Origin of the sequence: Glaciecola punicea ACAM 611 (assembly GCF_000252165.1) — a bacterium.
GTDB lineage: Bacteria > Pseudomonadota > Gammaproteobacteria > Enterobacterales > Alteromonadaceae > Glaciecola > Glaciecola punicea.
This window is the reverse complement of sequence record NZ_BAET01000022.1, coordinates 1-15072: the sequence shown is the minus strand read 5'-3', so window position 1 is coordinate 15072 and position 15072 is coordinate 1. Positions and strand designations below refer to the sequence as shown.

Genomic DNA, 15072 nt, shown 5'->3' with positions numbered 1-15072 from the left:
ACTATACGCGCTGCGTGATGCAGGCCAAAGCTGTATTGCGACACCTATATCATTTAAGTTAAACAAGGAATACTCATGAAAAAAGTCCTTATATTCGTAGTAGTACTTGTGCTTGCCACAGTACTTATTGGACCTAAAATTGTGAGCGTACAGCTTGCAAATGGTATTCAAAACGCGGTGAACGCGGTGAATAAAAACCCGGCTTATACAGCCTCGGTGATCAGTATTCAAAGCGGCTGGTTTAACACGCAAGCACTAGTCACCGTGGGTATGGATATACCTGATATGTCTGGTATGACTGGCCAATCACCACCCGTTTTTTCAGTCAATATAGAAGTAACAGGCAGTCACGGTCCTTTCATTATAAACGACGGATTTGCGATTGGCTGGCTGCGCAGTGTTGTGCAAACACAATCAAGCGAGCTGCCAGCAGGCTTAGTATTATCAAATGCTGAGAATCTGTATAAGTTTGAGGGTTTAACCGGCATATTTGGCACCACCACCTATCAAGACGCGATAGCGGCGCTGACCTACATCGATCCTGAGACCCAAGGCAAGGTCAACTTTACCGGTTTGCAAGGTAAGGGCGAACTGTCAAATAGCAAAGTAATGTACAACGCCGTATCGCGAGGCTTAAGTATGAATGTAGAAAACATCTTAAATTTTGACATTCAAGGCCTAGCGCTGAGCATTGAGTCGGGTGAATCTATTGCCACTATGATGTCTCAAGGCTTATACGATTCAAATTCGCGTATATCAGCCAGTGCCATGATCTTTGACGATTTAAGTAAAGGCACACAGGTGCGCGTTACTGATACTGAATTAGAAGGTCTTACCCGCTACGACAAAAGCAGTGACTTAGGCGGCATAACAATCACCAGCAAAGTGGCACAAATTGATGCGACGAAAATACAGCTTAGCGATTTGTTAAGCGTGATTGAAATTAATAATATCCAAGCTAAATTTTTGCTCGCCTACCAAGATTTCTCAAACAAAATGATAGAAAATATTTCAAACCCAGAGCAGGTACAAATTGATTTGGACACGTTTATCAGCACTTATTTACTAGACCAACTCACAGCAAAACCGGAATATAATTTCAGTAACATTAGCGGTAAGATAAACGACAGTGAATTTAGCGGTAACATTCTAGTCTCCATAGCTGAGCTTACCCAACTGCCTAGATCATTAGAAGACACTGCCTTTTGGATGCAAAATGCCGTCGTCACTAGCGCCATGCTAATAGAAAAAAACGCGGCTGAATTTATTGCGGCCACCATGATGGCTAGGCAGTTATCGATGAATCCCAACTTTGCCGCCTTAAGTGAACAGGAACAAGCCGCTATAATAAGCCAGCAGGTACAAGGCACATTAGAAGGACTGGTGCAGCAAGGTATGGTGACACGTGAGGGCGAAAACTATCGTATAGCATTTAGCCTGCAGGAAGGCGTGGCAATGTTAAATGATAATCAAATTCCTTTGGGCTAATACTATCGAATAAGGTAACAGTTTTTCTTACTCTTTGGTGAACGCCATGACGTGCTGCTGCGGTAAATAGTCGTGGGTACGTACCCACGTTAAGCCGACAGGGCTCATTTCTTTTTTAGCTTGTACTTGGGTCATTTTATGCAGCCGCTTGACTGTTCTCTTTATCACAGAAAATACACGCATTGCTCAAGCTTAGTGACCACCTTGGCAATGACTTATTATTCTGCCTGTTCTTAGTAGCTTATTAATGACTCTACTAAACACATGTCACCTTCAGCCGTGAACGACGGCCACCATTATGTCTCATTACGCTCAGGCTTCCACAAAAACCCATTCCAAAACAAACAATTAAACAGCCACATCAGCAAGGGGTACATTTCGCGCTTGCGTCTATTTTAATTGTATTTATACTGTATATCCATACAGTATAAATTAAGCTAATTATGAATCCTATTTTGCATGACTTACAAAATAAGCAATGGATATGGACAGCCGCAAATGCTAAGCATCAAGCTAGCCCTAACAGGCTAGGCACAGGCTATGAAAGCCTTGATAATGTGCTATCAAGTGGGTTTCCCCCTGCAGGTATGATCCACCTACAAAGTGCACTAGGCTGCGGTGAAATACGCTTCATGCTGTCTATTTTACAGCGCCAGCACAGCGAAAATGGCCCGCATAAAATATATATGTTTATTGATCCGCCATTTAGCCTGAACGCCGAGTTTTTGCTGGCGCAAAACATTTCACTGGCGCAACTGGTGGTTGTAAGAACGAATAGGATAGATGACGCGCTATGGAGCGCTGAACAGTCTGCTAAAAGCGGTGCTTGCTGCGCTGTGTTTATATGGCAGCAAAAACTTAGCCACATTCAAGTGCGTAAGCTTGAACATGCCGCGCAAAAAGGAGGCGCTTACTGTGTTTGGCTGCACAATGCTTCACAAGCGGCAAGCTCAAAAGCCCAAAACGAGGGAAATAACAGCGCTCATTTGAGCAATTTACCGCTCAGTCTATCCTTAAGTATTACTAGGCGGGCCGACAATTTAAGTATTACCGTTAATAAACAAAAAATAGGCTGGGCGCAAAAGGCCGTTAATATAGCCTTACCTTTTGCTTGTCGCACACATAATTCGATTAAGCAGCGTAAATATGATGTGCACGGCAGCGATAAAGTTGTGCCTATTCAAGCCAGTAGCTAAAGTATGCAGTTTGACACTCGCTCACTATGGATTTACCTGCATTTTCCTAGGCTACAGCTCGATTTAATTGAGGCTGCGCAGCTTAAGTCTTTCAATGTGGCTAAATCTTCGCATGCCCAGGCTTTACCGCAGAGCAAGCGAAATTCCCAAATGGACACCTCAAATAAAGCGAATGATGCCCCAAGAGCCATAGTAGATGCGCGCACAAATACTCTATGTCAACTCAATAAAAAAGCGCTTGAACAAGGTTTAAATGTGAATATGGGCTTAGCAAGTGCCAGTTTAAGCTGCAGCAGTCTTCAACTGCATGAATACAGTGAAAACATAGAAAGTAAGCATATTGTCAATATTGCCGATAATTTGTACTTAGTCACGTCTGACATTGTGTTAGCGCCGCCTAAAGCGATTATTTTAAGAGTGCAAAACATGCTGAGCTTATATGGGGGCTTAGGCCAATATTGGCAAATTATTAAACAAGTGCTTATTGCTCAGCAAGTGCAATTTACTGCGGCAGCAAGTTACTCAGTGCAAGGCGCAAAGGTACTTGCGCTAAATAATAGGGCGATAATAAGCGATGATCGTAAATGTATTGCCACCCAGCTTGATGTGTGCGCGTTAAGCCACAGCGATATTGACCCCAAAGATCTTACAAAACTCGCGCGTATTGGGGTAAAAACATACGCCGATATGCGCGCCCTTGCGGTAGCTGAATTAGCCAACCGCGTATCACGTTTTAGCATGAGTATTATAAATGAGCTGCAGGGGAAACAAGCCGCGCGCGTTAGCTTCTACCAGCCTAAAACACGCTACTATGACTATATGGAGCTGCTTTACGAAATAAGTCTTACGGCAAAATTACTGCCCGTAATAGGTTTATGCATTGACAAGCTAAGCGAGTTTTTACGCTTACGAAACGCGCATTGTTTATCTATCGACATGCAGTTTTTCCAGCGCGATCACGCGCCACAAACGCATACTTTTGCCAGTATTAGGCCCATATACAAAAGCCAAGACTGGCTCGATATAATTGGCCTGGGGCTTGAGTCGGTCAAATTTGAGTCACCGGTGTACGCGCTATCGTTGAGCTGCAAGCAGTATGAAATAGCGGAAGTGGCAAACGACGACATGTTTGCGCAAAAATCGACACATTTGGCGTCGCTTACTTTACTCTCGCGCCTGCAAAGTAAATTAGGCAGTAAGGGCGTTAATCACCTTCATTTTGTGGGCGACTTTAGGCCAGAGCATAACACCGAGACCTGCGCGATTGATTCTGGAAATCGTCACAAAAACGCACAAAACAGCGCACAAAAATATAAGAACGATTATTCTTCTACAAGCATATTTGCTGATAGGCCAGGCCTGCTGTTGCCTACGCCTGAGCCTTTACGCTTAAAAGTGCAGGTTATAAAAGGGCCTGAGCGGATACAAACGGGCTGGTGGGACGACCGCCCTATCAATAGGGATTATTACATAGGCCAAAGCGAAGACGGTCAACAGGTATGGATATTCAAGACACCTACGCAGGAATGGTTTTTACATGGCTATTTCATTTAACGGCTCGCCTACCGATAATGCGTCCTTATTGGGCTTTGCAGAATTGGTTTGCCAATCTAATTTTTCTTTTTTAAAAGGTGCCTCGCATCCTGAAGAGCTAGTGCGTCAAGCTTACTTCTTAGGTTATCAAGCTATTGCAATTACCGATGAATGCTCCATGGCTGGCGTGGTGCGTGCATATGCTGAAATCAAAAACAACCACCTGCCGATTAAGCTAATAGTCGGCAGTAAATTTGTGTTTGAGGAGCAAGAGCTTGTGCTCATTTGCCCTACCCATGACGCTTATAAAGAATGCTGCCGTGTCATTACCAATGCCCGCAGGCGTGCTGAAAAAGGCCAATATGCGCTATCTAGATGGGACTTAACGTCTATAAAGCACTGCTTTTGTTTATGGATACCTGCGCTGCCTGCTCATACGAAAAGCGCAAAGCCTAGCAGTGATGGCGCTTTATCCAAGCCAAACCACGGTTTTGCAAGCTGGCTATGCAAGCATTTTCAAGAACGACTTTTCTTAGTGGTAAAGCGTTGGTTAGGCGCAAACGAGCTTGACTACCTTGCTCACTGCCAAGATCTTAGCGAGACCTTTGAATTAGACATTATTGCAAGCTCAAATGCACTTATGCACGACGCTTCTCGCCTTGAAATACAGCATTGTTTACAAGCCATTAGTATGGGCTGTTGTATTAACGAGCTTGGCAGGCACGCCCAAGCTAACGGCGAGGCAAGCCTGCGCTCTATCAATAAACTTAAATCTTTGTATCCTGTGCAGTGGTTAAACAATGCCTGTTTATTAGCGAGTGCCTGCACTTTTGATATGAGCGACCTGTCTTATAAATATCCAAGTGAAGTGGTCGCAAAAGGCATGACTCCTACCCAATATTTACGCTTGCTGGTTGAACAAGGTATCAAAAACAGGTTTGCTCATGGCGTTTCTCACAATATTCGAGACATTATAGAAAAAGAGCTACTGCTTATAAAATCACAGCGCTATGAGCATTTCTTTTTAACCATTCATGACATTGTTATGTTTGCCAAAAGCCAAAATATTCTATACCAAGGACGCGGATCAGCAGCAAATTCTGTGGTGTGCTACTGCTTAGAAATAACAGCGGTAGATCCCCGTCAAATAAACGTTTTGTTTGAGCGGTTTATTTCAAAGGAACGCAACGAACCGCCCGATATAGACGTTGACTTTGAACATGAACGTCGCGAAGAAATCATCCAGTATATTTATAACAAGTATGGCCGTGAACGCACCGCAATTGCCGCTACCGTGGTATGTTATCGCTTTAAAAGTGCGCTTCGTGAAGTAGGCAAAGTGTTGGGCGTAAACACGACCGATCTAGATTTTTTCATCAAAAATGTAAACCGGCGCGACAAAGCAATTAGCTGGCAGTCACAGCTTGGAGAGTTAGGCATAGATCCCGACTCGTCATTGGGCAATAAATTTGTGCACCTGGTGGAACAACTCATTGGGTTTCCCCGGCATTTATCACAGCATGTCGGCGGCTTTGTTATTTCACAGGGGCCTTTATACGAATTAGTGCCCGTTGAAAATGCCGCCATGGCGCAGCGAACAGTGATTCAATGGGATAAAGACGATCTTGAAACCCTTAAATTACTCAAGGTCGACGTGCTTGCCTTAGGGATGTTAAGCGCCATTCGAAAATGTTTCGACATGCTTAAAGACGAATATAAGCAAGACTGTAGTATCGCTTTTATTACCGCATTAGGCGACGATCCACAGGTGTATAAACAAATAAGAAGCGCCGATACCGTGGGGCTTTTCCAGATAGAGTCACGCGCACAAATGTCTATGCTGCCGCGCTTGAAACCAAAATGTTACTATGACTTAGTGGTGCAAATTGCGATAGTTCGGCCTGGGCCCATTCAGGGTGACATGGTGCATCCGTATTTAAAGCGCCGCGACGGATTAGAGGCAATAGACTATCCCTCTCAAGAAGTAAAAAACGTATTAGAGCGCACCATGGGTGTGCCTATTTTTCAAGAACAAGTGATTCAGCTTGCCATGGTTGCCGCGGGCTTTAGCGGTGGCGAAGCCGATCAACTACGTCGTGCAATAACAAGTTGGAAAAAAAACGGCGAGTTAAACAAATTCAGGCAAACACTCATCAGCGGTATGACTAAACGGCATTATTGTCAAGCCTACGCCGAGCGCTTATTTGAGCAAATATGTGGCTTTGGCGAGTACGGTTTTCCAGAATCTCATTCGGCGTCTTTTGCGGTACTTGCATATGTGTCTGCTTGGCTTAAACATTATTATCCCGCAGTGTTTTATGTAGGCTTATTAAACAGTTTGCCTATGGGTTTTTATACTGCTTCCCAGCTTATTCAAGATGCGAAACGCCACCACATTGCAATACTGCCGGTGTGTGTTAATCAATCTAACTACGATCACACGCTCATCAGTATTCATAACACAATTACATCGCGCGCGTCTGCGACTAAAAAACAAGCTGCTAGTAGTACTTACGGCATCCGTTTGGGACTAAGGCTAGTTAAAGGACTTAAATCATCTTCAATTGACACACTACAGCGCGCTCGACAAGCGAAACTATTTACCAGTATTCAAGATATTCGCTGTTTAAAAATACCAAAGCCGTGTTTACAGGCGCTAGCCAGTGCCAACGCATTTGCTTGCTTTGGGCAAGACAGGTTTAACAGCCGATGGGAGCTTATGAATGATATTCCCGATCTGCCTTTGTTTAATCAGGCAATACATAAAGGTTCAAGCACAGTTCAAACACCTAATAGGCCTGTTGCTATACGTCAGCCTACTCTTTTCGATGACCTAGTAGAAGATTATGCAAGTACAGGCTTATCGGTTAAGCACCATCCCGTTGAAATGCTAAGCAATGCGGGTTTATTACCTAAATTTACGCATGCTAAAGAAATCGCACTTGTAGCCCATCAGTCATATATTTGCGTGATTGGCGTGGTAGCCTGCAGGCAAAGTCCTGGCACTGCAGCAGGCGTTACCTTTATTACTTTAGAAGACCATACTGGCAATACCAATGTAGTCATTTGGCAGCGCAGCGCACGCGCGCAAAAGAAAGCTTACTTAAACGCCAAAATACTCCAAGTGAAAGGTATTTTAGAACGCGGCAACGGCGGTGTTGAACATATTATTGCCGGTAAACTGGTCGATTTAACGCCCCTTTTACAAAAGCTCGATGTGAGCGCCCGTGAATTCAGATAGCGCTTAGATTAATATATTTGTGATAAGCCCTCAATTTTAGTCAATTGCGTTTGCAGCTGTTGGCGTGACGTCAGCACCATTTGATTGGATGAAGGATGCAGGCTGAAGTGGTTCTCCACGTCATTAAACAACAGTGATTGCTTTCGCTGCTGGCCTGTTAGCAAACTGGTCTGCACTATTTGTGCCGATGCTTTCGTGTTTTTATTTGGCTGTAACTGATATAAATAATTGCCTTTGATCCGCCAACAGCTAATGCAATCAAGCATATTCACCTTAATCGCAGGCTTATTGCTTTGAAAATTGACGCTTGCAACATCGTTATCATACAAGGTGAACAGTCCTTGGTTGCGAGTTGCACCCTGACTAGTCTCATCCACTAAGGCCAACAATACTTGCGCCTTAACGTTTTCTTTTAGCAGGCTAATTTGCTGCGTGTTGATATTATACTGATAAAGTCCGTTTGGCTGGCGTGCATTAGTGGCTTCCCCAAACACATTACTTTGCGCATAAAAAACAATATTCGTGCTATTTGACTCATTATTAGCATTATTGGCATCACTGCTTAGTGCTTGGCTAAAGGCTATGTGGCTAAGCTTTGGAAACTTAAGCAAAATATACTGCATTTTCAGGGTGTTCAAGTCCAGTACAAAAAGACGCTCGTTTACAATGCCAGCAATTAGACTGTCATCAGCATCAATTGTTAGTTCCTCTACACTTGCCTGTTCAGCGAATGTATAAAGTGTACTTTCAATGTTTTTGTTGTCTCTAAATAAAATACTGGCGCTGTCGTTATGCTGACTCACAAAATATAATCCGCGCTGCGTATACTGCGGTAATGATTCGTTTCTTACCATTAAGTTAGTCCTTATTACTTGCGCATTCTGCTCACTAGCAAAAACATTTAGATTAAAGCCTGTCTCATTGTGCAGTGCATCAAAAGTAAAGGTAATCTCATTAAGTTTAGGCATACCTTGGGTGTTTGAAATCACAAAGCAATTAGGACCGCAGTCAGCCACGACTTGATTAATTAGCTCACCGTTGGTATTAAAGGTTGTAAGTCGTCCCTCCTCTGCCTGAAAAGCAATAAGCCCAGCGTTATTGTCGGTAAAACTAAAGCGATCGCCTCGGGTATTCCACACCCCGCTTTTCAGGCCATTAGGAAGAGTAAGCTCGCTTGACGCTACTTCATCAAGGGATGATTTATAATAAATAAGAGAGCTATGAGCTTCACTGCTTAAATTTACTATAAAAGCACTAGACACAGGCGACGGCCAAATTTGCACCGACAAGTCTGGTATGGCGTTTTCATCTTGCTCTAACAATTGTTCCATTTGCTGAGAAATATTTAACAGCGCGGGTGGCAGCAAAGCGGGCGCAATTAATACGCTATTCTCTAAATCAAACATACCGATTTGATTTAATGCATTAAGCGCAACAAATAGCATATTGCCTGTAAAATCCAGTGCCAGTATTTCACTATCGCTTGGCAAGCTTGTTTTGTATTCATTAATAACGGGTTCATTGTCTTGCGCCATAAACGTAATGGCATAGAAACTTTGCTTGTCTATGCGCTGCACTAACAGTCGCTGGCTACCCTGTGAATACCAAAACTTACGCTGCAGTGGCGCAGGGAAAACTATTTTCTGCTGAGATTTTTGCTCAATATTTTCAATTATAATCTGGCTTGCATCATGAGTATCGGCGCTTTCAACCCAAACGTTATTTACAACCTTATTAATATAGTGAGTGCTCACGTCATTGTTTTTCAGCACGCTTAATTCAGTCTTTTTTATAATGGGTGCTTTACCTATGTCACTAGCACCTGAATAAATTAAGGTATACCAAAGCAGTAGCAATAACATTGAAGTTACCAGTACCACTATTGAACCGACCAGTTTAGCGTGTAGTTGCCACCAGAACTTAGGTCCTGGAGAAACCAAGTTAACAGGTGGAATGAACAAATATCCTTTGGTAGGCACAGTCTTAATATAGCGAGGTTTACGTGCATTATCTTTAAGTGCTTTGCGCGCTTTTTTGACCATTGCACGTAAAGTGTCATCACTAGGTTCTTTGTCCGGCCAGAGTGTTTTTATTACTATTTTTTTGCTGACTAACTCGCCCTGATGCTGAATCAGCAATGACAAAAATTGATGCACCATAGGCTCTAATTTTTGCGCATCGCCATCCACACTCAAGTGGCCCGAATTGCAATCAAGCTTACAGTTTAAAAAGCCCGCGATTTTGTTTTGTAGGCTAAGAATAGACATTGAACACCCGCCTCATTATTTTCACTTCCATCACGCTAGAATCAAGATAATCTCTTGTGATTTTATGTGAAATACCACACAAGCCTCTAAATACCTCAGCTAAGCAGATACTACTTATAAGCCATGTAGTTAATCATCTACAAGGTTTATTTTCTATCCAACAGAATTTATTTGATTAACTTATCACTAGGTTTACACAGACGCACGTTTATTAATGGCTTATCGTGCTTGGTTAGGCAAATGAGATGACGATGCTATGCCCAATGAGGTAAAGTGTGTCTACGCTCACTCACCGCATGCCTTTTTACTCAATGCCACAGTCAAAGTCCTTATTAAAAAAACGCCTTCTTATTGTGGGCTACATTTTTGTAGCGCTGCTGATAATAGAAGTAATCAACATTTTCACAGGCCGACTGCTAAATCAATTTAGCATAGTACCGCGCGCGCTTTATTCACTGCCTTTTATATTTACGGCGCCCCTTCTACACGCAACCCTACAACATTTCTTATCAAACATAGCGACCTTGTGTGTATTTGTCTTTTTAGTACTGCAGTTTGGCGAACGCAAATTTGTCACGCTATCGCTTGGTCTCGTTATTGGCACTGGACTATTGGTATGGCTATTCGGCAGGAATGCCTTTCATCTTGGTGCAAGCGGCGTAATTTACGGATACTTTGGATTTCTATTACTGGCGGGGTTTTTGAGTAAGAAACTCGTGCTAATCCTTATTTCAGTGTTGGTTGCCATTTTTTACGGCACAATGGTGTGGGGAGTGTTGCCAAACCAGCCTTACATATCGTGGGAGTCGCATTTGTTCGGATTTGTAAGCGGCTTATATTTAGCATGGCTTTTAACTAAAAGGCGGCAATGAGTCATGTTAACAATAGACGCTATCTCAAAATCTTACCTAGATGGAACAGTACAGCAGCATATCCTGAGCCAACTTTCCTTTTCAATTGAAAGTGGTGTAAGCGTGAGTATAAGAGGCGCATCAGGCTCTGGAAAATCAACCTTATTGCATTTACTCGCGGCGCTTGATACACCCGACGAAGGGCGTATTTGGTTTAGCGATAGCACCATACAAGCCAGCAAGCTAGACATCGCGTCATTTTCAGAAGCCCAAGCCAACGCTTATCGAATGTCTACTATAGGCATTGTCTTTCAAAAATATAATTTAATTGATGTAATTTCAGTCAAAGAAAACATTTTTTTGCCAGCAAAACTCAATGCCCAAAAAGGCGTACCTTTAGATACAGACTACATTACAAAATTAATGGCCGACTTGGGTGTATTAAAACACGCCGACAAACTGCCGCATCAGCTTTCAGGAGGTGAGCAGCAGCGCGTTGCAATTGCTAGAGCACTCGCGCACAAGCCAAGGTTACTGCTCGCTGACGAGCCTACGGGCAATCTTGACAGCGTCAATTCTGAATTAGTCAGCAGCTTATTGATAGATACCTGCAGCAAGCACAACACCACCTTAATCTTAGTCACTCACAGTGAAAAAGTAGCAGCGCTGACTTCCCAGCAGGTCTTTTTAGAACAAGGCCGTTTGGTCTCAACAAGTGGTTAACGATACTGTGAAAACGCACTTCTTATTTTTTACTTTACTCATGCAAAGCTACAAAGCCACAAAGTTTAGTGTGCTTATGCTGATAGCATCGTTGATCATTGCAAGCTGTGGTTTGTCAACCGTGCTTATTATTAATGCCAGCGCTAAGCAAAGTTATTCCAATACCAACACCTTATTAATTGATAACGTGCAGTATCAGGTACTGGCAGAAAACCCTAAAACACCGCTGACCAAGCAAGATTATGTGACACTTCGCCGGCAAGGTTTTAGTCAACTGATTGCCATTGCACAGTCTTCTGCGCATATTTATCAAGACGATATTAGGCTGAGCTCAAGGCGCGTGATGATTACAGGTATAGATACCGTGTCTTTATTGGGGGCGTTAAATGATAATTCTGCGCAAAATTCAAATAACGCGAACTCTACAGTAAATCAATCAACCCCATTTCTTGGTGCAATGCCTTTCTCTGCACCTGTGGGTATTGTTCATCCTAGTTTACTAAAGCAGCTAAATGATGATGCAAGAAGCAGTAGGCAGGTTGGCGGCACAAACAAGCTGTCTATTTATATAGATAGACAAAGTAGCGATAATAGTCAGCAAGGTGCAGCTACTACATTCTTGCCTGACTTGGTATCCTTTGAAGATCCAAGCTTAGGCAATGATGTAATTACCGATATTGGTGAATACTTCAGACTGTTCCCAGCTAGTAAACTAAGCAGTTTACTGCTGGTAAGTGATGCATCAGGCGAGTCGCTTGAACAATTAGTTAATATGATTAAAGGCTATTTGCCTGCTCATTTAACGCTGATGCCGTTAAGCAACAATAATGAACAAGGAGAGTTAACCGATAGTTTCCATATGAACTTACTTGCTATGGCGCTGTTGATGTTTGTTGTGTGCCTATTTATCGTCATTAATGCAGTTAATTTAGTGATAAATGCGCGCATGCCATGGTTTAAAATTTGTCGTCAATTGGGCATATCGCGATATAAAATATTCATAAGCCAAATAGTAGAAATTTCGCTCATTACATTTATCGCTTGTTGCCTAGGCATTTATGCTAGCATTCATTTATCTAACCTAGTTGCTCCATCAATTCAAGCGACTCTTGAAGGTCTTTATGGTGTACAAGTGGGTTATGGAAGCAGCGCTTTAGTGGTTCTCTTTGTAAAAGTATTTGGCATTAGCCTATGCGGAAGTTTATTGGCAACGCTTGCTCCTTTTAGTATCAGCAACAAGTCACTTAGCACCACAAAAAGCAGTGATAATTTCAAACAAAATGAAAGAATGTGGTATCGCACCTTTTGGCTTTTGAGCGTAGGTTTTGCATTATTAGCCTTTTCAATCTTGCATTTCTCGTCCACCTTATGGTTACTACTAGTCGCCACGGCGGTATTGATACTTTCAGGATGTAGCTTATTGCTGGCCAACTATCCGCAGGTGATAAATGGCCTATACCGGCTAATTCCCACGCGTTTTGTTTTATTAAGATTAAGCACAAAACAAAGCATTGCCTTGTCAGGAAAAACGAAAGTAGCTTGCTGCGCATTCTTTATTGCCGCCACTAGTAATATTGGTATGAATTTAATGGTCGACAGTTTTAGAGGGGCAACAGTAAACTGGCTAGAATCGCGCCTGACTACCGATTATTATTTGTATTACGAGGGCAAAGAGAACATCGTAGCGCTGGCTAATACTGCTGATGTAGAAATTTATCAACGCTTTGAAAATACAATTAGCTTTAGGGGGCAAAAACTACAGCAGTATAGTTACCCAACGACTCAGCAATTTAAGCAGGCGATGGTTTTTTATCAGTTAGGAAATGAAGATGCTTTATGGCAACAGTTTGAAGCACAAGAGGCGATATTGGTTAATCAGCAGTTCGCTTTCGCATTTGATTATAGTCTTGGTGATGCCGTTAGTATGGCTAATCCCGCAACGGGACTTATGCAATCGTATTCTATACGGGGGATTTTTTATGACTTTGGAAATCCTAGCAAGCAGGTTTTATTTCCACTGTCCTCGTTTGATAGTGCTATAGCTAAAAGCTCAATTTACTCTATTAACACAGATGAACTCGGTCTAGAGCGTTTTAAAATTGTCTTGGCTGGGGCGAATATTGACTATGAGCGTTCTTTATTAAACAGTGCAGAATTATTAGCAATATCCAAAGAGACCTTCGACCGTACTTTTGTGATAACCGATGGCCTAAATATCGTTACTTTGCTAGTGGCTGCATTGTCATTGGCATGCGCTATTGTTGTATTAATGAATGATGTAAGACCACAAAATATGTTAATTAGAAGCTTAGGCGTGTCCGCTTTTAAGACACAGGTCCTCGCCTTGTTTCAATATTTGCTACTTTGTTTAATAGCCCTTATTTTTGCCACACCCTTTGGGATACTGCTTAGCTGGGTGTTAATTTATGACATCAACCTCACCGCTTTTCAGTGGACTTACCCACTGCAAATTAACTTTTTCAAAATTGCGTTCATTTATGCCTTGAGTTTAGCAGTGGTGATAGTAGTTATTTGTATTCCTATTATACGTGCAGGCAAACGGCCGCTTATTGAGGATATTCGATGGTTAAATTAACACGAACAACATGGCTGTTATTTGCCTGTGCGCTAATAATATTAATATTAATCGCGCTTTTCACTTATAAGCCCTTAGTTGATGAGGCCACTTCTTCGATTTTTGGGCGTAACGTTTATAGCGCTGATGGTCAAATAGGACAAGTTGCTGATCCAGATTATGTTATTAATTTGCCGCAAGATCATGGTTCACATGCACTATTTGATATTGAATGGTGGTATTTAACTGCTAACTTGAGGGATATTGAAGGCAATCCCTATGGCCTGCAGTGGACTTTGTTTAGGTTTCGTAATCCAAGTGCGCCGGTAAATAATGAGGCAAGTGAGATTTCTACTTGGCATAACGATCAAATGTTTATGGCGCATGCGTCTGTTCATTCTTTGCAAGATCATTGGTTTTCCGAAAAATTTGCCCGTGGTGGAGTAGGCAATGCTGAGGTATCTTCGTTCCCTTTTACCTTAGCTATTGATGATTGGTCTTGGGTTAATACTATTAACACTAGTGGTTTATTGCCTGCTGCACTCAATTTTTCTGCAGTGGGTAAATCAAAGCAAAATTCGACAATTACCGCATCGTTAAATCTGCAGCAGACAGGGCCATTTGTTCTGCACGGAGATAATGGCTATAGCATTAAATCCAACGCTGGCCATGCATCTCATTATTATAGTGCGCCATTTATAGATATAGCCGGAAAGCTTGTAATAAGTACTCAAGGAGCGCCTCAAAAAGAGGTGGAGGTCAGTGGACAGGCTTGGTTTGATCAAGAATGGACGTCGCAACTCTTAGATGACAATACCTTAGGTTGGGACTGGGTTTCTTTACATCTAGATAGCGGTGAGAAGGTTATGGCTTTTAGAATGCGTTTAAATGATCAAAAAGATTATATTACAGGCTCGTATATGGATGCTGCTGGTAAGCAGACCACCTTATTACCTAGCGATTTGGATTTGAGGCCTGTTAATACTACTATTGTTCGTGAGAAAGAGTTTCCGTTGAAATGGCGCCTATCGATCCCTAGTAAAAGTATTGACATTACCATTACTTCTATTAAAGATGATCAATACAATGATGCTTCTATTCCCTATTATGAGGGAATGGTTAGGATTGAGGGTAGTCATAGAGGTGAGGGATTTATTGAGTTGACGGGATATTAAGTGCAGATTTTTAGTGTCCGCCC

9 protein-coding genes are annotated in these 15072 nt (G+C 42.4%); 8 read left to right on the top strand and 1 reads right to left on the bottom strand.

All coding sequences use genetic code 11. From position 1 onward, the window contains the following. The first annotated feature begins 75 nt into the window (after positions 1–75). The 4 genes from GPUN_RS09195 to GPUN_RS09180 all read left to right on the top strand — a co-directional run bounded on the left by GPUN_RS09195 (position 76) and on the right by GPUN_RS09180 (position 7458). The gene (locus tag GPUN_RS09195; protein ID WP_006005945.1) at positions 76–1488 is read left to right on the top strand and encodes a DUF945 family protein; all 1413 of its coding nucleotides are present in this window, start codon (positions 76–78) and stop codon (positions 1486–1488) included. 443 nt (positions 1489–1931) lie between these two features. Beyond that, complete coding sequence (locus GPUN_RS09190) at positions 1932–2684, top strand: hypothetical protein (protein ID WP_006005941.1); 753 nt, start codon at positions 1932–1934, stop codon at positions 2682–2684. Positions 2685–2687: 3 nt separating this feature from the next. Beyond that, positions 2688–4238: a Y-family DNA polymerase gene (locus GPUN_RS09185; protein ID WP_006005940.1), complete on the top strand. Its 1551-nt coding sequence runs from the start codon at positions 2688–2690 to the stop codon at positions 4236–4238. Beyond that, positions 4222–7458: an error-prone DNA polymerase gene (locus GPUN_RS09180; RefSeq protein WP_006005938.1), complete on the top strand. Its 3237-nt coding sequence runs from the start codon at positions 4222–4224 to the stop codon at positions 7456–7458. Before GPUN_RS09185 ends, GPUN_RS09180 begins: the two co-directional genes overlap by 17 nt. A gap of 8 nt (positions 7459–7466) precedes the next feature. On the opposite strand, the gene GPUN_RS09175 is transcribed toward GPUN_RS09180, so the two are convergent. Further along, positions 7467–9725, bottom strand: coding sequence for a winged helix-turn-helix domain-containing protein (locus tag GPUN_RS09175; protein ID WP_006005937.1), 2259 nt, complete (start codon positions 9723–9725; stop codon positions 7467–7469). 275 nt (positions 9726–10000) lie between these two features. Between GPUN_RS09175 and GPUN_RS09170 the strand changes: the two genes are divergently transcribed. The 4 genes from GPUN_RS09170 to GPUN_RS09155 are packed head-to-tail and all read left to right on the top strand — an operon-like array spanning position 10001 to position 15049. Continuing rightward, positions 10001–10597, top strand: coding sequence for a rhomboid family intramembrane serine protease (locus GPUN_RS09170; RefSeq protein ID WP_006005935.1), 597 nt, complete (start codon positions 10001–10003; stop codon positions 10595–10597). Between the two features lie 3 nt (positions 10598–10600). Then, positions 10601–11299: an ABC transporter ATP-binding protein gene (locus GPUN_RS09165; protein ID WP_006005933.1), complete on the top strand. Its 699-nt coding sequence runs from the start codon at positions 10601–10603 to the stop codon at positions 11297–11299. A 7-nt stretch (positions 11300–11306) separates the two neighbouring features. Beyond that, the gene (locus tag GPUN_RS09160; RefSeq protein WP_006005931.1) at positions 11307–13895 is read left to right on the top strand and encodes an FtsX-like permease family protein; all 2589 of its coding nucleotides are present in this window, start codon (positions 11307–11309) and stop codon (positions 13893–13895) included. Beyond that, on the top strand, positions 13883–15049 hold the full coding sequence (locus GPUN_RS09155) for a lipocalin-like domain-containing protein (RefSeq protein ID WP_006005929.1): 1167 nt from the start codon (positions 13883–13885) through the stop codon (positions 15047–15049). Before GPUN_RS09160 ends, GPUN_RS09155 begins: the two co-directional genes overlap by 13 nt. Positions 15050–15072 lie beyond the last annotated feature (23 nt).

Excerpts from the sequence above, each read along its gene's own strand:
- GPUN_RS09165 (WP_006005933.1), top strand. The coding sequence starts at position 10,601 with ATGTTAACAATAGACGCTATCTCAAAATCTTACCTAGATGGAACAGTA.
- GPUN_RS09195 (WP_006005945.1), top strand. The coding sequence starts at position 76 with ATGAAAAAAGTCCTTATATTCGTAGTAGTACTTGTGCTTGCCACAGTA.
- GPUN_RS09180 (WP_006005938.1), top strand. The coding sequence starts at position 4,222 with ATGGCTATTTCATTTAACGGCTCGCCTACCGATAATGCGTCCTTATTG.
- GPUN_RS09175 (WP_006005937.1), bottom strand. The coding sequence starts at position 9,725 with ATGTCTATTCTTAGCCTACAAAACAAAATCGCGGGCTTTTTAAACTGT.
- GPUN_RS09185 (WP_006005940.1), top strand. The coding sequence starts at position 2,688 with ATGCAGTTTGACACTCGCTCACTATGGATTTACCTGCATTTTCCTAGG.
- GPUN_RS09155 (WP_006005929.1), top strand. The coding sequence starts at position 13,883 with ATGGTTAAATTAACACGAACAACATGGCTGTTATTTGCCTGTGCGCTA.
- GPUN_RS09190 (WP_006005941.1), top strand. The coding sequence starts at position 1,932 with ATGAATCCTATTTTGCATGACTTACAAAATAAGCAATGGATATGGACA.